The organism is Nonomuraea ferruginea, assembly GCF_039540635.1.
In the GTDB taxonomy this organism is placed as follows: domain Bacteria; phylum Actinomycetota; class Actinomycetes; order Streptosporangiales; family Streptosporangiaceae; genus Nonomuraea; species Nonomuraea ferruginea.
This window is the reverse complement of record NZ_BAABFD010000034.1, coordinates 57,568-76,232: the sequence shown is the minus strand read 5'-3', so window position 1 is coordinate 76,232 and position 18,665 is coordinate 57,568. Positions and strand designations below refer to the sequence as shown.

Here is an 18,665-nt window from a genome sequence, read left to right as displayed (position 1 = left end):
GCGCAGCGCGGCGCGAACGGGCATCGCAGCGGCGGGTCGCCGGGCGCGGGCGGGGCGCCGGCGATCGGCGCGGGCGCTGCCCGGCCGGCCGCGTCGATGCGCGGCACCGCGCCGAGCAGCCCGGCGGTGTACGGCATGCGGGCGTGGTAGAAGACGTCGTCCACGTCGCCGGACTCGACCGGGCGGCCCGCGTACATGACGAGCACCCGGTCGGCGAAGCCGGCCACGACCCCGAGATCGTGCGTGATCATGACGATGGCGGCGCCGGTCTGGCGCTGCGCGGTCTTGAGCACCTCCAGCACCTGGGCCTGGACGGTGACGTCGAGCGCGGTCGTCGGCTCGTCACAGATGATCACGTCGGGGTCGTTGGCCATGGCCATGGCGATCAGCGCCCGCTGGCGCATGCCGCCGGAGAACTCGTGCGGGAAGGCCAGCGCCCGCCGGGCCGGGTCGGGGATGCCGACCAGGTCGAGCAGGTCGACGGCGCGGACCGCGGCCTGCTCCTTGGTCACCTTCTGGTGGGTGCGGACCGCCTCGGCGATCTGGTCGCCGACACGGTAGACCGGGGTGAGCGCGGAGAGCGGGTCCTGGAACACCATCGAGACGGCGCTGCCGCGGACGGCGGCGAGTTCCCGCTCGCGCAGGCCGACGAGCTCCCTGCCTCCCAGCCGGATCGAGCCGGTCACCCGGGCGCCGGGCGGCAGCAGGCCCATCACCGCGGCCGCCGACACCGACTTGCCGCAGCCAGACTCGCCGACGAGGCCGAGCACCTCGCCCTTGCGCACGGCGTAGCCGAGGCCGCGCACGACGGGCGCCCCGCCGAGCGTGACCCGCAGGTCGGTCACCTCCAGCGCGGGGGTCATCGCGGCTCCCTCGCCGTCGGGTCGAAGGCGTCGCGCAGCGCGTCGCCGATGAGGTTGACCGCGAGCACGGTGACCACGAGCAGCCCGGCGGCGAACCAGAACGTCCACGGCGCGTACACGGCGGTCCTGGAGCCGTCGGCGATGAGCGTGCCGAGCGACACGTCGGGCGGCTGGATGCCGAACCCGAAGTACGACAGCGAGGTCTCGGTCAGGATGGCGGCGCTGACGTTCAGCGTGGCGTCGACGATGAGCAGCGACGACAGGTTGGGCAGCACGTGCGAGAGCACGATCCTTACGGGCGGCACGCCCAGGTAGCGGGCGGCCCGCACGAACTCGCGCTCGCGCAGCGAGATCGTCATCCCCCGGGCCATCTTGGCGGTCACCATCCACAGGAACAGCGCCAGCATGAGCACGAACAGCGGCCACTGCCCGGACCCGAACAGCGGCGACATGACGGCCAGGATGAGGAACGCGGGCAGCACCAGCAGCAGGTCGGTCACCCAGGTGATGACCCGGTCGGTCCAGCCGAGGAAGTAGCCGGCGAACGCCCCGGCGAGCGCGGCCAGCGCCGTGCACACCACGGCCGCGAGCAGCCCGACGACCAGCGACCGCTGCAGGCCGCGCAGCGTGACGGCGAACACGTCGGCGCCGGTCTGCAGCGTGCCGAACCAGTGGGCGGCCGACGGCGGGGCGAGGAACGCGGCGAAGTCCTTGTCGGTGTGGGACCACGGGCTGACCAGCGGGCCCGCGAACGCGAACAGGAACACCAGCGCCAGCACCAGCGCGCCTGCCCTGCCCTGCCACGAGGAGAGGAAGCGGCCGGTCACCGCCCTGGCCCTGGACGGCGGGGGCGGCCGGCCGGCGTCGTCGCCGGCGGACTCCTCGGCGACCTCCTCCGACAGCGTCATCCGGCCCGCACCCTGGGGTCGAGCACGGCCTGCAGCAGTCCGGCGGCCATGGAGGCGACCAGCACGGCGACCGCGGCCAGGCAGGAGATGGCGGCCACGGTGTTGACGTCGTTGGTGAAGATCGAGCTGATCAGCCGCTCCCCCAGCCCGTGCCAGCCGAAGATCTTCTCGGTGAACGTGGCCCCGGTGAGCAGGGCGCCGAAGGTGAAGGCGAAGTAGGTCGCGACCGGGATGAGCGCGGTGCGCAGCCCGTGGCGGATCAGCGCCCGCCGCCTGGTCAGGCCCTTGGCCATGGCGGTGCGCAGGTAGTCGGCGCCGAGCACGTCGAGCATCGTGTTGCGCTGGTAGCGGCTGAACACCGCGGCGAGCCCGAGCGTGATCGTGACGGTCGGCAGGACGAGGTGCTGGGCCCGGTCGAGGAGCGTCTCCCAGAGCCCGGCCTCCAGCCCCGCGCTCGCCTCCCCCGCCACGAGCAGCACCCGGGCGCCGAACAGGTGGTCGTTGGCCCACGTGCCGGCCAGGATCAGCACGTTGGCCAGCACCACCACGGGCACCGCGAGCAGCAGGAAGGACACGGCCGCCGAAAGCCGGTCGAACCAGCCGTACTGCCGGGCGGCGGCGAGCGCCCCCGCCATGACGCCCAGCGCGCTCCCGCACACCAGCCCCAGCAGGACCAGCCGGAGGGTGACACCGGCCCGCCGCTTGAGGTCGTCGCCGACCGGCGCGCCGCTGACGCTCTTGCCGAAGTCGCCGCGCAGGACTCCGCCCGCCCAGGTGAGGTAGCGCTCGGTCAGGGGGGTGCGGTCGTTCAGGTTGAGCGCGGTGAGCTGCGCGTCGACGACGGCGGGCGGCGGGGCGGGAGTGCGGCCCGCGTAGTTGGCGCGCGGGTCGAGCGCGGCGGCGGCGAGCAGGTAGGCGAGGGAGGCCGCGACGGCGACCAGCACCACCGAGCTGACCAGCCTGCGCGCCAGGAACCCGGCCATCTCCCCTCCTCCGCGACACCGCTCCTACCGCAACACTGCGTAGCCATATTGCTACAGGATGCGACGGGCGCCGCGCAGGCGAGTGCCAAAGAGGGGTCTGGTTAACGTCCGGAAAGCTCGTCGACGGCGGTGCGGACGTCGTCGCTGGTGATCGTCGTCAGCTCGGCGGCGCTGGCCGGCTCCTCCGCCGAGGCGCCCGCGGCCAGCCGCACGTCGCGGCGCATCGCGGCGCGCTCGAACAGCGACCTGGCGAACCGGCCGTTGCCCAGCCCGTCGATCAGCCGTTCCTCGCACACCCAGGTGAAGACCTCGTCGAGGTCGTTGAGCGCGTCGTCGTCGAAGCGGTCGCCGGCCTGCTGGGCGAGCAGCACGGCGATCTCGGTCAGCTCGCGCGGCGCGTAGCTGGGGAAGGCGACCCGCTGGTTGAAGCGGCTGGACAGGCCGGGGTTGGTGGCGAGGAAGGCGTCCATCTCGCGCTCGTAGCCGGCCAGCACGATGACCAGCCGGTCGCGGTCGTCCTCGGCGCGCTTGAGCAGCGTCTGCACGGCCTCGGCGCCGAACGCGTCGCCGCCGGAGTAGCCGGGGTTGACCAGGCTGTAGGCCTCGTCGATGAAGAGCACGCCGCCCAGCGCCCGGTCGACCAGCTCGTTCGTCTTGATCGCGGTCGCGCCGAGGTGCTGGCCGACCAGGTCGGCGCGGTGCGCCTCGACCACGTCGGGCCGGGCGAGCAGGCCGAGCGCGGCGAAGACGCGGCCCAGCACCCTCGCGACGCTGGTCTTGCCGGTGCCGGGCGGGCCGGCGAACACGAAGTGTCGCATCTGCGGCGGGGTGGGCAGCCCGCGCTCCTGCCGCATGCGGGCCACCTGGAGCTGCGCGGCGATGGCGTGGACCTGCCGTTTGACGGGGGCGAGCCCGGCCATCCGGTCGAGGTCGGCGAGCGCCTCCTCCAGCGTGGGGGTGGCGACGTAGCCGCGGAAGCGGGCGGTGAGCTCGTCGAACGCCTTGGTCACGTCGGCGGTGGTGGTGGTCACCAGGTCCTGGGTGGTCGGCGTGCCGCCCGCGCCCACCACCCGCACGTCGCGGGCCTGGGCCGCGGCCTCGACCAGGCTGCGGGCGAACCTGGCGTTGCCCAGCTCGTCGACCAGCCCGCGGCGGTGGACGTCCTCGTACAGGCCGAGCAGCGCGGCCTTGGCGTCGTCGCCCATGGTGTCGCCGCGCCTGCGCTGCAGGAGCTCGGTGATCTGGGCCAGCTCTGCTGCGGAGTAGGCGGGGAAGCGCACGCGGGTGGCGAACCGGCTGGCCAGCCCGGGGTTGCTGGACAGGAACGAGGTCATCTCCTGCTCGTAGCCCGCCAGGATGATGATCAGCCGGTCGCGGTCGTCCTCGGCGCGCTTGAGCAGGGTCTGCACGGCCTCGGCGCCGAACCGGTCGGGCTGGCCGTCGGAGGAGTTGATCAGACCGTACGCCTCGTCGACGAAGAGCACGCCGCCCAGCGCCCGGTCGACCAGCTCGTTGGTCTTGATCGCGGTCGCGCCGAGGTACTCGCCGACCAGGTCGGCGCGCTGCCCTTCGACCACGTAAGGGGTCTCCAGCAGGCCGAAGGCGTAGAAGATCTTGGCCAGGGTGCGGGCGACGCTGGTCTTGCCGGTGCCCGGCGGGCCGACGAACACGAAGTGGCGCACCGGACGGCCCGCGGTGTAGCCGGCCTCGGCGCGCAGCCGGGAGGCCTCGATGGAGGCGGCGATCGAGCGGACCTGCTCTTTGACGGGGGCGAGGCCGATCATGGCGTCGAGCTCGGCGAGCGCCTCCTCGACCGAGATCTGCGGCAGGCCCTGGGCCTTCTCCGGCTGCGCCTCGGGCCTGCCCTCGCGGGCGCGCACCCGTACCCGCTCCTCCGCGCCCAGCTCGGCCCTGGCCCGGCGGGCGAGCAGGAAACGGTAGCCGAGCACGACCGCGGCGGCGCCGTAGGCGACCCAGACGGCGAGGTTCTCCGAGACGAGGGAGAGCGCGGCGGCCAGCGCGCCGGCGGGCACGAGCGCGAGCAGCGCGGACACCCACGGGGTGACCCAGCGGATCAGGTGGGCGGCGACGGCGACCGGCACGGCGAGCAGCATGAGCAGGGTCGGCGCCATCGGCTGCGCGGGGAAGAGCGGGGAGAAGAGCGGCAGCAGCGCGATCCAGCCCGCCAGGACCAGCACGGTCGCCGCGGCCTGCGGGAAGCGGAGGGTGAGCGCGACGAAGCAGAGGATCAGCGCGGTGGTGAGGAACGTGTCGAGCAGGTCCCAGCCGAGCGCCGCGCCGGTGCCGACCGCCCCGATGAGGATCGCCGCGTAGAGCACTCTGCGCACGGCGGGGGGAAGCCGGAAATAGCGCAGCCGCACCTGCTCGAACAGATCTCGCACCGCGGCTCGGCCCGCGGGACGGGCCCTGCCGGACTCCTGCATCACGCCTCCCCGGTGTCCGCCCCCGGTTATACCGTACGGAACCCCGGTGTGGGCGGACCTGACACGCTAGGTGGAGGTCACGAAAGCGGCTATGTGCCGGCCGAGTTCGGTGCCCGCGTCCTCCTGGAGGAAGTGACCGGCGCCCTTGATGACGGGATGGTCCAGGCCCGCGGCGCCGGCCATGGACGAGCGCAGGATCGGCGCCATGCCGCCGGTGATCGGGTCGCCGTCGGAGAACGCGACGAGGAACGGCCGGTCGAGGGTGGTGAGCACCTGCCAGGCGGCGCGGTTGGCCGGCCCGGCCGGGTCGCCGGGGGTGTGCGGGACGAGTCCCGGCATGGCGCGCGGGCCCGCCTTGTACGACTCGTCCGGGAAGGGGGCGTCGTAGGCGGCGCGCACCTCCGGGGAGAGCCGGGTGGCGCAGCCGGACTGCACGAACCGGGCGACGTCCAGAGCGGGGGCGCTGGCCACCGCGTCCTTGAAGCGGTGCCACACCTCGGGCATGGGAATGTCACCGGTCGGCAAGCCGGTGTTGGCGGCGACGATCCTGGCCACCCGGCCGGGGTGCTCGGCCGCCAGGCGCAGGCCGATGAGCCCGCCCCAGTCCTGGCCGACGAGGGTGACGCCGGTCAGGCCGAGCACGTCGTACAGCAGGGCGCGGGTCCACTCGACGTGGCGGGCGTAGGTGTGGTCGGACGGCTCGGCGGGCTTGTCGGAGCGGCCGAACCCGACGAGGTCGGGGGCGATGGCGCGCAGTCCGGCCGCGGCCAGCTCGGGCATGACGTGGCGGTAGAGGAACGACCAGGACGGCTCGCCGTGCAGGAGCACGACGGGTTCCCCGGTCGCGGGCCCGGTCTCGACGTAGGCCATCCGCAGCCCGTCGCCGATCTCGGCGTAGCGGGGTTCGTACGGGAAGCCGGGCAGGTCGGTGAAGCGGTCGTCGGGTGTACGCAGGATCCGCATAGAACATGATTCTAGTCCGCGGGCGGCCCGGCGCGTGGAGTCCGGATACCATGAATGCCGATCCCGATAAATGGTGGCATTTCGGTCAATAGACGGACAGCCATTCCTGGATCATTCGATACCGCTGCACCCATCCCGCGGCATGCCATAAGCTGCCACGCAAGTTTCGTGCGGGCCCGCTGTGAAGGGATCGGCCCGCAAGGAGGTCCATGACCGTCACCCAGGCCGTGCCCTTCGCACGCCGCGCCGGCCGCGAGCATCAGGAAAACCGCTGGAAGATCCTGGTGCTGCTCTGCGTGAGCCTCCTGCTCATCACGGTCGACGCGACGGTCCTGCACATCGCGGTCCCCGCACTCACCGCCGCCCTGGAGCCGTCAGCCGTCCAGCTGCTGTGGATCATCGACGTCTACTCGCTGATCGTGGCCCCGCTGCTCATCCTCTTCGGCACGCTCGGCGACCGCTACGGGCGCAAACGCCTGGTCATCGCGGGCTTCGTGCTGTTCGGCGTGGCCTCGGCCGGGGCGGCCTTCGCCCCCACGCCGCTGGCGCTCGTCCTGGCCAGGGCACTGCTCGGCGTCGGCGGCGCGATGATCATGCCGGCCACGCTGTCGCTGATCCGCCAGGTGTTCACCGACCGCCGCGAGCGCGCCATCGCGCTCGGCGTGTGGAGCGCGGTCGCCGCCGCCGGGGCCGCCGTGGGGCCGCTCATCGGCGGCCTGCTGGTCGGCTGGTGGTGGGGCGCGGTCTTCCTGATCAACGTGCCGATCCTGCTCGTGCTGCTGCCCGCCGCCCTGCGCATGCTCCCCGAGTACCGCGACCCCGAGCCGCGCCCGTGGGACGTGACCAGCGCCGTGCTGTCCGTGTTCGGCATCCTGGCGCTGGCCTTCGGTCTGAAGGAGGCCGGGTCGGGCAGCCTGATGCCGTTCCCGGCCGCCGTCGCGGTCTTCCTGACGGGCGCGGGGCTGCTGGTGTGGTTCGCCCGGCGGCAGACCCGGCTGGAGACGCCGCTGCTCGACGTCTCGCTGTTCCGGCGGCGGGAGTTCACCACCGGCGTGCTGGGCGTGCTGCTCGGCGTGTTCGCGCTGGTCGGGCTGCAGCTGATGCTCGCCCAGTACCTGCAGCTCGTGCTCGGCGACACCCCGGTGCGCGCCGCGTTCCGGATGCTCCCGCTGGTGCTGTCGGCTGTCGCGGGCGGGCTGGTCGCCGCGCACATCCTGCCGAGGCTCGGCATGCGCGCCACCATGAGCGGCGGCCTCGCGCTCGTCGCGCTCGCCCTCACCCCCACGCTGACCTGGGGCGTCGAGGGCCATCCCGTGATGCTGGCGTGCTGCTTCGTGGGCATCGGCTTCGGTGTGCAGGTGGCGCTGCTGGCCGCCTCAGACACGATCATGTCCGCCGCGCCCGCCTCCCACGCGGGCGGCGCCGCCGCCATCGAGGGCACCGCCTACGAGCTCGGCGCCGGGCTCGGCGTCGCGGTGCTCGGCACGATCACCACCATCGCGTACGCGCCCGCGGTGCCCGACGTGCGGGGCATCCCCGGCGGGGGCATGGACCAGGCCAGGCAGTCACTCGCGGGAGCCGCCCACGTCGCCGAGGAGATAGGCGGCAGCGCCGGCGGCGCCCTGCTGAACGCGGCCCGCTGGGCCTTCGTCAACGCCCTGCACACGACCGTGGTCGTGAGCGTCGTCCTGCTCAGCCTGACCGCCGTCGCGGTGGCCATGCTGCTCCGCCGTGATTGAGGTGTGCGATGTCCCCCTTAGGGCAGTCAACAACCGTGAGACAGTCCCTCCGTGATCTCGCCGCTCTGGTGGCCCGCCTGGGTGTGGGCGGCATCTTCTTCGCCAACGGCTGGCGCAAGCTGGAAATCGGGCTGATGGAGACCGGGGTCCAGTTCCAGTCCCAGGGAGCCCCCGCCCCGCGCGCCTGGGCCACGGTCACCATGCTGGTCGAATTGGTGGGCGGCGCGCTGCTGATCGCCGGGCTGATGGTGTCGGTGATGGGGCTGGTCCTGTTCGCGGAGGCGGTCGCGGTGCTGTGGGTGGCCCCGCCGCTGAACCCGATCACGCTGAACGAGCTGATCCTGCTCGGCGCGGCCTCGCTGCTGCTCGCCGTGGTGGGCGCGGGCCGCGTCTCGGTCGACCACATGGTGGTGATCAGGCGGCGGGAGTCCGCGGCGGCCGACGAATTCGCCGCCGACAAGGAGGCGGACGCGGTCATCGCCTCACTGCGCGACCCCGACAAGCCCACCGGCCCGCCCGCCCCGGCCAAGCCCGAGGCCACCGGGAAGCCGGAGACCACGGGGAAGAAGGAACCGCCCGCCGAGAAGCCGGCGCGCCCTCGTACCTCCAAGGAAACGGAGCCCGCCCTCGAAGACACCGCGCCGCACCCGAGGCCGCGCGCGGCGACCACCGAGGAGCCCTCCCCCTCCCCCGGCGACACGCTGGTGGCGGGCCGCAAGAAGCCGGCGCCCCGGTCGCGGCGCGCCACGGAGGGCTAGAGCCAACGCCGTTAACCGGTCGAACACCTGCCGGTAGCCCAGCCCGGTGAACAATGCCGCGGCCAGCAGCAGATACACCGTGACCCGTGCTGGTACCAGCCGGACCCTGCGCTGCAGCGCACGGGTCTGCGTCAGCACCTCATCGACCATCTCGAACGGGATGATCCGGGTCAGTTCACCCAGATGTCCGGGCGCGAACACACCGGCTGCTACCCCGACCGTTCTGACTGTGGCAACCTGTTCCAACAGCGGAGCTCCTGTGGTGAGGATGTCTTGGATTGACAGACCTCTTCTACAGCAGCTCCGCTGCTTCGTTCACTGCTCTTGACGAACATCCCTCGCCTTAACTGAACGGCGTTGGGGCTAGAGCTCGAAGCGGGCGACGCGGCGCAGCTTGTTCATCGCGTCCAGGGCCGCGACCTTGTACGACTCCGCCAGCGTCGGGTAGTTGAAGACCGCATCCACCAGATAGTCGATGGCGCCGCCGCAGCCCATCACCGCCTGGCCGATGTGCAGCAGCTCCGTCGCCCCGGTGCCGAACACGTGCACGCCCAGCAGCGAGCGGTCCTCGGGTGAGACGAGCAGCTTGAGCATCCCGTACGTGTCGCCGATGATCTGGCCGCGGGCCAGTTCGCGGTAGCGGGAGACGCCGACCTCGAACGGCACCTGCGCCTTGGTCAGCTCGTCCTCGGTGCGGCCGATGAAGGAGATCTCGGGGATGGTGTAGATGCCGATCGGCTGCAGCGGGGTCATGCCGGCCAGCGGCTCGTCGCAGGCGTGCTGGGCGGCGATCCTGCCCTGTTCCATGGAGGTGGCGGCGAGCGACGGGAAGCCGATCACGTCGCCGACCGCGTAGATGTGCTCCACCGCGGTGCGGTAGTGCGCGTCCACCGCGATCCGCCCCCGGTCGTCGGCGGCCAGCCCGGCCTGCTCCAGCCCGAGGCGGTCGGTCATGCCCTGGCGCCCGGCCGAGTACATGACGGTCTCGGCGGGGATCTTCTTGCCGCTCTCCAGCAGCGTGATGGCGCCTCTCGGCCGGCGTTCCACGGCGGCGACCGTCTCCCCGAACCGGAAGGTGACGGCCAGGTCGCGCAGGTGGTACTTGAGCGCCTCCACGATCTCCAGGTCGCAGAAGTCGAGCATCCGCTCCCGCCGCTCCACCACCGTCACCTTGGTGCCGAGGGCGGCGAACATCGAGGCGTACTCGATCCCGATCACCCCGGCGCCGACGACCACCAGCGACTCCGGGACCCGCTGGAGGTTGAGTATGCCGTCGGAGTCGATGATCGTCTGCTCGTCGAACTCCACCGACTCCGGCCTGGCCGGGCGGGTGCCGGTGGCGATGATGATCTTCCGTCCGCTGATCTTGACGGCCCGTCCCTGCTCGTCGGTGACGTCCAGGGTGTGCGGGTCGGTGAAACTGGCGGTGCCGGTGAAGACGGCCACGTGGTTGCGCGAGAGCTGGCTGCGGATCACGTCGACCTCGCGGCCGATCACGTGCTAAGTCCTGATGCCCAGGTCGCCGACGGTGATGTCGCTTGGCGGCGGCGATGGCCGCCTTCTGCCCACCGGGCCCGGAACCTATGACAACCACATCGAAGTCGGCCACACCGCCAGTGTGCGTGCCGGTGACGATCTGGAGAAGCCCGAATCCCGGCTGTCAGGCGGTGGCGCCCGCCGGGACGCGGTCGACGATGCCGCTGGAGCCTTCCTGCCGGGCGCAGTGGGCGCAGCAGTACCAGTGGTCGCCCGACTGGACGCCATGGCCGATGACCTTGGTGCCGCAGTGCTCGCATACCGGCGCCATCTTGTCGATCGCGCACTGGAAGGAGTCGAAGGTGTGGGTTCTGCCCTGGGCGCGGACCTCGAACGCCATGTCGTAGTCGTTGCCGCATGTCTCGCAGACAGCCATGATGATCCCCCCTGATCATTAGTGATGTCCGTGCAGAGGTCTCATATCCGCAGAAGGCTGCCCTATTCAGATTTTTCCGGACTGTCACATCCGGCGGGGCTGTCCCGTCCATGACGCGTCGGCAACGACTCACCATGGAGGTATCGATGACTCAGCGGCTCAACGTCGCGGCCCTCGCCCCCGAGCCCTACCGGGCGTTCCTCTCCGTCGAGAAGTACCTCGACGGCTGCGGGATCCCGCACGCCACGATCGGGTTCATGAAGCTGCGCGCCAGCCAGATCAACGGGTGCGCGTTCTGCGTGGACATGCACAACCGCGAGCTGAAGAAGGACGGCGAGAGCGACGAGCGGATCTGGTCGGTGGCCGCCTGGCGCGAGACCACGTTCTACACCCCCGCCGAGCGGGCGGCGCTGGCCCTGACGGAGGAGGCGACCAGGCTCGCCGACCACGGCAAGGGCGTCTCCGACGAGGTCTGGCAGGAGGCGGCCGAGCACTACGACGACAAGCAGCTCGCGTCGCTGGTGGTGGCCGTCGCGATGATCAATGCGTGGAACCGGCTCGCCGTCACGACCCGGGCCGTCCCCGGCGGCGGCGTCTGACACTCACCGGGCGGGCGTCACGGCGCCCGCCCGGTGCGCACAAATGCGTTGAGCGTACGACGCGCGCCCGGTTAGGTTGGCGCCAGGCGAGAGGGGGCACACCCATGAAGCGCGTGCGCATCGTCAGGACGACGACCAGGCGGCGTCCGGTCCGCGCCGCGGACCTGGACCTGCGGTCCCCGTCGGGCCGCCGCCTGCCCTACTGAATTTCTGTCTTACACCGCCCTTACCCGGGTTTCTGTTAATAACATAGGTAACAGGAACATCACGGGGGGAGGACGATGAGAAGGCTGGTGACGGTCCCGCCGCGCATCGCCACGCACAAGATCCGCGACATCCGATCAGTGGCCGTGCACCGCAAGCAGGCGGCCGTCGATCCGAAGGTCGTCGACCTGCGGGCCTACACGGGCCGCAACGTGATCCGCTTCCCCGACGGCCCCACCCCCGCGGCCTAGACCTCGTAGAGCTTCTTGCGGTAGGCGGCGTCCGAGTAGTACGTCTCCAGCTCCTCAAGGGTCTCCGGTGTGGTCTGCAGCTCCTTGACCAGGGTGGCGTGCGACGGCAGCGCGTCGGGGCCCCACTTCTCCGGCCGCCAGAGCGCGCTGCGCATGAACGCCTTGGCACAGTGGAACATGATCTGCTCGATCTCCACGACCAGGGCGAGCTTGGGCCGGTGACCCTTGACGATCATCTCGTCGAAGAACGGCGCCTCCCGCACGAGCCGGGCACGGCCGTTCACACGCAACGTCTCGTTGCGGCCGGGGATCAGGAAGATCAGGCCGACGTGCGGGTTGGACAGGATGTTGCGGAACCCGTCGGCCCTGCGGTTGCCGGGGCGCTCGGGGATGGCGATCATGGTGTCGTCGATCACGTGGGCGAACCCGGCAGGGTCGCCCTTGGGCGAGACGTCGCAGTTGCCATCGGCGTCGGCCGTGGCGATCAGGCAGAACGGCGAGGTCGCCAGCCACTGACGGTCACGCTCGTGCAGGCGGGTGCGCTCCTTCGTCGCCGCCCGCGGCATCACTTCACCCAGCAGCTCGCGCAGCTCGGCCTCGGACTCGATCTCCACCCAGCTCATCCGCTCTCCTTTCACGCCCATCCCGGACATTGTGTCAGGAAAGCGCTTCCGGGCCAGAGAGGGTCACCAGCGGCGGGCCCGGGCCATCGCGCCCAGCAGCAGATCACGCTCGACCGCGAACCGGGCCGGATCCGTCCTCTCCCGCTCCGCGCGCAGGTGGAGCATCGTCAGTTCGGTGGCCGCCTGCTGGTAGTCGCTCATCTCACGGCCCAGCCCGGCGCCCCTGGCCCACTTACGGGCCGCGCGACGGGCCGCGATCGTCGTCAGCATCCCCACGTCCTGCTCGGTGACCAGGCCGGTGTGACCGTACAAGGGAAGATAGGCGCCCATCCGTGAGACGAGCTGCCTGCGCTCCACCACCGTGATGACGATCAGCCCGATGAGCACCAGCATGATCACCAGGTACGCGCCGGCGACCGCCGCCAGCGACCCGCTGGAGGCCGCGCCGTTCCACAGGGCGTGCAGGAAGACCGCGCCCAGATAGCCGAGCGGGATCGCGGCGAACCGGGCGGCGTTGCGGCGCGTCAGCGCGTACGCCACCCCGACCCCGATCATCGACGTGTAGACCGGGTGGCCGAGCGGGTCGATCAGCCCGCGGATGACGAACAGCTGGAAGGCCGCGCCCGCCCCTTCCTCACCGAAGGCCGTCAGGTAGTAGCCGACGTTCTCCACGGTCGCGAAGCCCAGCCCGGCCATGGACGCGTACACGATGCCGTCCGTCAGCCCGTCGATCTCCCGCCGCCGGCGCAGGAGCAGCAGCAGCGCGGCGCCCTTCAGCGCCTCCTCGATGACCGGCGCGAGCACCACCGCGCTGATGAGGTTCACGGCCTGCTGGCCGTAACCGGCGCGGGCGAACAGCTCGATGCCCACGACGCTCAGCAGGATGGCCAGCCCCACCGCCACCCCCGCGCCCCAGCTGAACGAGAACGCCAGATGCAGCTTCGGCTCCGGCTCCAGCCGGTCGAGCGAGAGCACCGCCGCCAGCAGCACCGGCAGCGGCGCGATGGCCAGCAGCGCCGACAGACCGAAGCCGACGGGCCCGCCGCTCAGCAGCAGCACCGCGAGCACGCCCAACGCCAGCAGGCCGGACAGCACCAGGGCGATGATCAGCGCCTTGCTGGGCCGCTGGTCGAGCATCGGGGTTTGCGGCGGAACCGTCATGGCAGGCCCTCCCTTTCCATGGACACCCAGCATGCCGCGTCCTGATCGACGCCCGGTTTCAGAACGGTTGACGAAACCATGGCGAACACGCGCCGAGCAATCTATCGAAGCCCCGTACCCGGGTAGAGGTCACCGGCATGATGGCGAAACTGTACGAGCGATGGCTGCTCCACCTGTGGCAGGGCGAATTCTCCCTCGCCCACGAACTCGTCACCCCCGGCTTCGTCGGCCACTGGCCGGGCATGGACGTGCACGGCCCCGACCAGCTGATCGAGACGCTCCGGCAGGGACACGAGCCGTTCGACGACGTCACGATCACCCTCGACGTCGGCCCCCTCGTCGACGGCGACCACGTGGCCGCCCGCTGGACCTTCGCCGGCGCCTACCGGGGCGGCATGCCCGGCGCCACCGCGGCCCCCGGCACCCGGATCGCCTTCAGCGGCCACGACATCCTGCGCGCCGAGGACGGCAGGTTCGCCGAGTACTGGGTCATCTCCGACATCCAGTCGCTCTCCCGCCAGCTCGGGACGGGCTGACACGCCCCGATCCTGGTGACGGCGCCGCGGCCGGAAGCGCGAACGAGGTGCCGGATCGGCACCGGCACCTCGTTAGCGGACGATCTACCCCTCGCTCAGCTGCAGCCGCTGGTCGAGCCGCAGCCCTCGCAGACGTAGCAGCTGCCCGCCGGGCGCATCTTGGTGCCGCACGTCATGCAGAGCGGCGCGTCGGCGGTGAAGCGCTGGTGGCTCTCCAGCGTCAGCTCCTTGCTGGGCTCCTGCTTCGGCTTCTCCTCGATCGGCGCCGACTGGGCCAGCGACTCCACCGTCTCCTGCAGCGCCGCCGGGTCCTCGCCGCGCTGCTGCGCCGCCCGCTCGGCCGCCGAGAAGATGCCGAGCGCCGCCCGCTCCTCGTAGGGCAGGTGGTCGAGCGCCAGCCGCCGGAAGATGTAGTCCATCACCGACGTCGCCATCCGGACATCCGGGTCGTCCGTCATGCCCGCCGGCTCGAAGCGCATGTTGACGAACTTGCTCATGTACGTCTCCAGCGGCACCCCGTACTGGAGCCCGATCGAGATCGCCACCGAGAAGGCGTCCATGACGCCCGCCAGCGTCGAGCCCTGCTTGGACATCTTCAGGAAGACCTCGCCCAGCCCGTCATCGGGGTAGGAGGAGGCGGTCATGTAGCCCTTGGCGCCGCCGACCGTGAACCGCGTCGTGGTGCTCGGCCGCTGGTTGGGCATGCGCCGCCTGGTCGGCCGCGCCACCTCCACGACCTTGACCTCCGGCTCGGCGGCCTTCGGCTCCTCCTTCTTGCTGCCGCCTGCCGACAGCGGCTGGCCCACCTTGCAGTTGTCGCGGTAGACCGCCAGCGCCTTCAGGCCGAGCTCCCAGCCCTCACGGTAGACCTGCTCGATGTCGTCGATCGTGGCCGACTCGGGCAGGTTGACCGTCTTGGAGATCGCGCCCGACAGGAAGGGCTGCGTCGCCGCCATCATCCGCACGTGACCCATCGGCGCGATCGCCCGCTCGCCCATCGCGCAGTCGAACACCTCGTAGTGCTCCTGCCGCAGGCCGGGGGCGTCGACCACGTGGCCGTGCTCGGCGATGTACTCGACGATCGCCTCGATCTGCTCCTGCTGGTAGCCGAGCTTCACCAGCGCCCGGGGGACCGTCTGGTTGACGATCTGCATCGACCCGCCGCCGACGAGCTTCTTGAACTTGACCAGCGCCAGGTCGGGCTCGATGCCGGTCGTGTCGCAGTCCATCATCAGGCCGATGGTGCCCGTGGGCGCGAGCAGGCTGGCCTGGGCGTTGCGGTAGCCGTTCCGCTCGCCCAGCTTGAGGCACTCGGCCCACTGCCGCGACGCCTCGGCGTGGATCTTGGAGTCCATCGCGCCGATCGCGCGCAGGTTGTCGTTGGCCGCCGCGTGCTTGCGCATCACCCGCTTGTGCGGCTCGGCGTTGCGCGCGTAGCCGTCGTACGGGCCGACCACCCCGGCCAGCTCCGCGCTGCGGCGGTAGGACACGCCGGTCATCAGCGACGTGATCGCCCCGGCCACCGCGCGGCCGCCGTCGGAGTCGTAGGCGTGACCCGTCGCCATCAGCAGGGCGCCCAGGTTGGCGTAGCCGATGCCGAGCTGCCGGTAGGCGCGCGTCGTCTCACCGATCTTCTCCGTCGGGAAGTCGGCGAACGTGATCGAGACGTCCATCGCCGTGATGATCAGCTCGGTCAGCTTGACGAAGTTGGACACGTCGAACGAGCCGTCGTCCTTGAGGAACTTCAGCAGGTTGATGCTGGCCAGGTTGCAGGACGAGTTGTCCAGGTGGACGTACTCGGAGCAGGGGTTGCTGGCCGTGATCCGCCCGGTCTCCGGGGTGGTGTGCCAGTCGTTGATCGTGTCGTCGTACTGCACGCCGGGGTCGGCGCACTCCCACGCGGCCTTCGCCATCTTGCGGAACAGGTCGCGGGCGTCGACGGTCTCGATCACCTCGCCGGTGAGCCGGGCGCGCAGGCCGAACTTCTCGCCCTTCTCCACCGCGCGCATGAACTCGTCGGAGACCCGCACCGAGTTGTTGGCGTTCTGGTACTGCACCGAGACGATGTCCTTGCCGCCGAGGTCCATGTCGAACCCGGCGTCACGCAGCGCGCGGACCTTGTCCTCCTCGCGCGCCTTGGTCTCGATGAACTCCTCGATGTCGGGGTGGTCGACGTCGAGCACCACCATCTTGGCGGCCCTGCGGGTCGCGCCACCGGACTTGATCGTGCCGGCGCTGGCGTCGGCGCCGCGCATGAACGACACGGGACCGCTGGCGGTGCCGCCGCTGGAGAGCAGCTCCTTGGACGAGCGGATGCGCGACAGGTTGACGCCCGACCCGGAGCCGCCCTTGAAGATCACACCCTCTTCCTTGTACCACTCCAGGATCGACTCCATCGTGTCGTCCACGGCGAGGATGAAGCAGTTGTGCACCCGGAGGTTGCCCGAGAGGTATTCGCCGCTCTCGGTCTGAATGTCGTAGACCTCCATCGGCCCGAGGTCCTCGACCCGGTCGATCTCCAGCCGCTTGGTCGCCTTCGACGGGTGTCCCGGCTTGTCGAAGCTCGTCTCGAGCTTGCCGGACTTGGTCTCGTCGACGAAGCCGATCTCGTCGGCGAAGGTGCGCCGGTCGCCGGCGGACTGGATGCGCAGCGTCCAGCAGCCCTTGCGGTCGTCGCGGGCGTCCTTCTTGAAGCCGACGCGGGCGTAGATGCCGAAGCGCAGCAGCAGGCGCTGCATGCCGCGGATCAGCTCCTCGGAGATCATGTCGACCTCGACGACGGTGGAGCTCTCCCTCGCGGAGACGAAGCCCTCGGCCTGGAAGACGCTGCGGAGATAGGCGGCCACCACCGGCAGCGGAGCGGTGAAGAGGCCAGCGGGGACGGACATGTCGACGCCGCGCCGACGCAGGTCCCACTTGTCCACGAAGCCTTCCAGCGACTTGCCGTAGAGGCGGGTGCGCCGGCAGTCGAGCGAGGTGTCCTGCGTCTCCACCGTGCGCTCCTTGCGGTGCACGTCGGGGAACACGACGTCGAGGGCTCGGGTCACCCAGGCGAGCTCGGCGTCGTTGACGGTCATCGCCTCGATGGTGAGGGACTCGTTGGTCCCTTCGTACTGTCCGACGAAGCCGTCGGACTGCAGCCAGCCGGCGAGGGCCGCCTCCGCCACCTCGGTGAAGTCGATCTCGCCTTCGCCGAACGCTTCGCGCCGGTGCCACTCGAGCTGGTCTCCGGGATTGAGGGTGGCGGCCTCCACGAAGTGGCCGGTGCCGTCGCCGGTGGCCTTCCACACCAGGTGGTCGCCGGTGACGTCAAGCGTGTAGCCCGCCTTGGTGTGCAGGCGCAGCACGTTCTTCACGCCGTTGGCCTTGGTGGCGATGACGCGGGTGAGGCCGTGGGCGTCGTAGACCTTGGCGCCGATCGCGTTGTCCTGGACGAGCTTGCCGATCGGGACGAGCCCGTCGGGCGTGCTCACCAGCGCGTCGTACGGCTGGCAGGCGCTCACCTGCTGGGGCGACTGGGTGCCGACGTTGAACCAGACCGGGGAGTTGAAGGCGAAGATCTGGTGGACCAGGGCGTACTTCAGCTCGTGGTCGAAGATCTCGGCGTCCTCGTCACTGGCGAAGTAGCCGTGGTCCAGGCCGGTCCGCGTGTAGACGCCGACGACCCGGTCGACGAGCTGCTTCAGGCTGTGCTCGCGCTGGGGTGTGCCGACCGCGCCGCGGAAGTATTTGGTGGTCACGATGTTGGTCGCGTTGATCGACCAGAAGTCGGGGAACTCGACGCCCCGCTGCTCGAAGTTGACCGAGCCGTCGCGCCAGTTGGTCATGACGACGTCGCGGCGCTCCCACGCGATCTCGTCGTACGGGTGCACGCCGGGCGTGGTGAAGATCCGCTTCATCTTCAGACCCTTGCGGGGACGCTTGCCTCCGCGCGCCACTGATCCGCTGGACGTCTCCGTCATGACTCCCCCTTCTCCGCCTTCAACTGTTTGATCTCGGCCTCGAAGTCCGCCAGGCTCTCGAAACCGCGGTAAACCGATGCGAACCGCAGGTAGGCCACCTCGTCGAGCTCGCGCAGCGGCCCGAGGATCGCCAGCCCCACTTCGTTGGAGGCGATCTCGGCCGCGCCCTTGGCCCTGATGGCCTCCTCCACCCTCTGCCCCAGCTGCGCCAGTGAGTCCTCGCTGACCGGTCTGCCCTGGCAGGCTCGCCGCACGCCCGCGACGACCTTGTCACGCGAGAACGGCTCGGTGACTCCGCTGCGCTTGCTGACCATGAGGAGCACGGTCTCCTGGGTGGTGAATCGCCGCCCGCATTCCGGGCAGGTGCGCCTGCGCCTGATCGCCGCGCCGTCCTCTGTGGAGCGGCTGTCGATGACCCTGGTGTCGGGGTGGCGGCAGAACGGACAATGCACGCTTACGCCTCCTCGTTTCAGGGGTCACCACAGGCACGGCATCCGCCTCTGGGGACGCTCGCGCACGCACCGGAGCTTCTGTCTGGTGCGGTCGCCGAAACACAAGGTGTGGTGAACTACATCGGTGTAACTACTAGATGTTGTGGTCCAACCGTAGAAGCGCGCGACCATGAACGCAAGTTGGCCGGGCCCGCCCGGCCGAAGTCGCTGATCAGCCCCCGCGTCCCCGCCCCGCCTCGGCGTGTCGTCCGGGACGTGTCACTTTTGTTGGTACGCGTCACGTACGTGATGTTTGTTCACAGGAGGC

At 70.6% G+C, this 18,665-nt stretch carries 16 protein-coding genes and 1 pseudogene; 5 read left to right on the top strand and 12 right to left on the bottom strand.

Features of this window, described 5'->3' with window-relative positions:
• From ABD999_RS41785 to ABD999_RS41765, 5 genes are all read right to left on the bottom strand, one after another.
• Positions 1–863, bottom strand: an 863-nt coding sequence (locus tag ABD999_RS41785) for an ABC transporter ATP-binding protein (protein WP_345483208.1), incomplete at its 3' end; no start/stop codon positions are given.
• The gene (locus tag ABD999_RS41780) at positions 860–1,771 is read right to left on the bottom strand and encodes an ABC transporter permease (RefSeq protein WP_271278989.1); all 912 of its coding nucleotides are present in this window, start codon (positions 1,769–1,771) and stop codon (positions 860–862) included. The genes ABD999_RS41780 and ABD999_RS41785, both read right to left, overlap by 4 nt.
• Positions 1,768–2,754: an ABC transporter permease gene (locus ABD999_RS41775; RefSeq protein WP_219551337.1), complete on the bottom strand. Its 987-nt coding sequence runs from the start codon at positions 2,752–2,754 to the stop codon at positions 1,768–1,770. The genes ABD999_RS41780 and ABD999_RS41775 overlap by 4 nt, the downstream gene beginning before the upstream one ends.
• 101 nt (positions 2,755–2,855) lie before the next feature.
• Positions 2,856–5,198, bottom strand: a complete 2,343-nt coding sequence (locus tag ABD999_RS41770) for an AAA family ATPase (RefSeq protein ID WP_271278988.1) — start codon at positions 5,196–5,198, stop codon at positions 2,856–2,858.
• 66 nt (positions 5,199–5,264) lie between these two features.
• The gene (locus tag ABD999_RS41765; RefSeq protein ID WP_271278987.1) at positions 5,265–6,161 is read right to left on the bottom strand and encodes a haloalkane dehalogenase; all 897 of its coding nucleotides are present in this window, start codon (positions 6,159–6,161) and stop codon (positions 5,265–5,267) included.
• A gap of 209 nt (positions 6,162–6,370) precedes the next feature.
• On the opposite strand from ABD999_RS41765, the gene ABD999_RS41760 reads away from it, so the two are divergent.
• Together ABD999_RS41760 and ABD999_RS44060 are read left to right on the top strand one after the other, a co-directional pair.
• Entirely contained in the window at positions 6,371–7,900 is a 1,530-nt protein-coding gene (locus ABD999_RS41760; RefSeq protein ID WP_148030148.1) for an MFS transporter, read from the top strand.
• An 8-nt stretch (positions 7,901–7,908) separates the two neighbouring features.
• A pseudogene (locus ABD999_RS44060) lies at positions 7,909–8,187 on the top strand (DoxX family protein); the annotation flags it as partial.
• 195 nt (positions 8,188–8,382) lie between these two features.
• On the opposite strand, the gene ABD999_RS44055 reads toward ABD999_RS44060, so the two are convergent.
• The 3 genes from ABD999_RS44055 to ABD999_RS41745 all read right to left on the bottom strand — a co-directional run bounded on the left by ABD999_RS44055 (position 8,383) and on the right by ABD999_RS41745 (position 10,570).
• Positions 8,383–8,808 carry a transposase domain-containing protein gene (locus tag ABD999_RS44055; RefSeq protein WP_378525327.1) on the bottom strand — a complete coding sequence of 142 codons (426 nt, stop codon included), beginning with the start codon at positions 8,806–8,808 and terminating at the stop codon, positions 8,383–8,385.
• 213 nt (positions 8,809–9,021) lie between these two features.
• On the bottom strand, positions 9,022–10,155 hold the full coding sequence (gene sthA / locus ABD999_RS41750; protein WP_271278985.1) for a Si-specific NAD(P)(+) transhydrogenase: 1,134 nt from the start codon (positions 10,153–10,155) through the stop codon (positions 9,022–9,024).
• Positions 10,156–10,318: 163 nt separating this feature from the next.
• Complete coding sequence (locus tag ABD999_RS41745; RefSeq protein ID WP_271278984.1) at positions 10,319–10,570, bottom strand: hypothetical protein; 252 nt, start codon at positions 10,568–10,570, stop codon at positions 10,319–10,321.
• A 146-nt stretch (positions 10,571–10,716) separates the two neighbouring features.
• On the opposite strand from ABD999_RS41745, the gene ABD999_RS41740 reads away from it, so the two are divergent.
• Both ABD999_RS41740 and ABD999_RS41735 read left to right on the top strand, forming a co-directional pair.
• Positions 10,717–11,169, top strand: a complete 453-nt coding sequence (locus tag ABD999_RS41740) for a carboxymuconolactone decarboxylase family protein (RefSeq protein WP_271278983.1) — start codon at positions 10,717–10,719, stop codon at positions 11,167–11,169.
• A gap of 281 nt (positions 11,170–11,450) precedes the next feature.
• A complete protein-coding gene (locus ABD999_RS41735; protein ID WP_187281029.1) occupies positions 11,451–11,624 on the top strand; it encodes a hypothetical protein in 174 nt (57 codons plus the stop codon).
• Here the strand turns inward: ABD999_RS41735 and ABD999_RS41730 are convergent.
• Positions 11,621–12,268, bottom strand: coding sequence for a pyridoxamine 5'-phosphate oxidase family protein (locus tag ABD999_RS41730; RefSeq protein ID WP_271278982.1), 648 nt, complete (start codon positions 12,266–12,268; stop codon positions 11,621–11,623). The two genes, ABD999_RS41735 and ABD999_RS41730, sit on opposite strands and share 4 nt — an antisense overlap.
• Before the next feature lie 42 nt (positions 12,269–12,310).
• Positions 12,311–13,408 carry a PrsW family intramembrane metalloprotease gene (locus tag ABD999_RS41725; protein WP_187281028.1) on the bottom strand — a complete coding sequence of 366 codons (1,098 nt, stop codon included), beginning with the start codon at positions 13,406–13,408 and terminating at the stop codon, positions 12,311–12,313.
• Between the two features lie 137 nt (positions 13,409–13,545).
• Here ABD999_RS41725 and ABD999_RS41720 point away from each other — a divergent pair, with 137 nt between their 5' ends.
• The gene (locus tag ABD999_RS41720; protein ID WP_271278981.1) at positions 13,546–13,944 is read left to right on the top strand and encodes an ester cyclase; all 399 of its coding nucleotides are present in this window, start codon (positions 13,546–13,548) and stop codon (positions 13,942–13,944) included.
• A gap of 95 nt (positions 13,945–14,039) precedes the next feature.
• Here ABD999_RS41720 and ABD999_RS41715 read toward each other — a convergent pair whose 3' ends face one another.
• Together ABD999_RS41715 and nrdR are read right to left on the bottom strand one after the other, a co-directional pair.
• Positions 14,040–17,906 (bottom strand): vitamin B12-dependent ribonucleotide reductase, encoded by a 3,867-nt coding sequence (locus tag ABD999_RS41715; RefSeq protein WP_271278980.1) that lies wholly within the window; start codon positions 17,904–17,906, stop codon positions 14,040–14,042.
• Positions 17,903–18,358, bottom strand: coding sequence for a transcriptional regulator NrdR (gene nrdR / locus ABD999_RS41710; RefSeq protein ID WP_148030140.1), 456 nt, complete (start codon positions 18,356–18,358; stop codon positions 17,903–17,905). Before nrdR ends, ABD999_RS41715 begins: the two co-directional genes overlap by 4 nt.
• Positions 18,359–18,665: the final 307 nt, after the last annotated feature.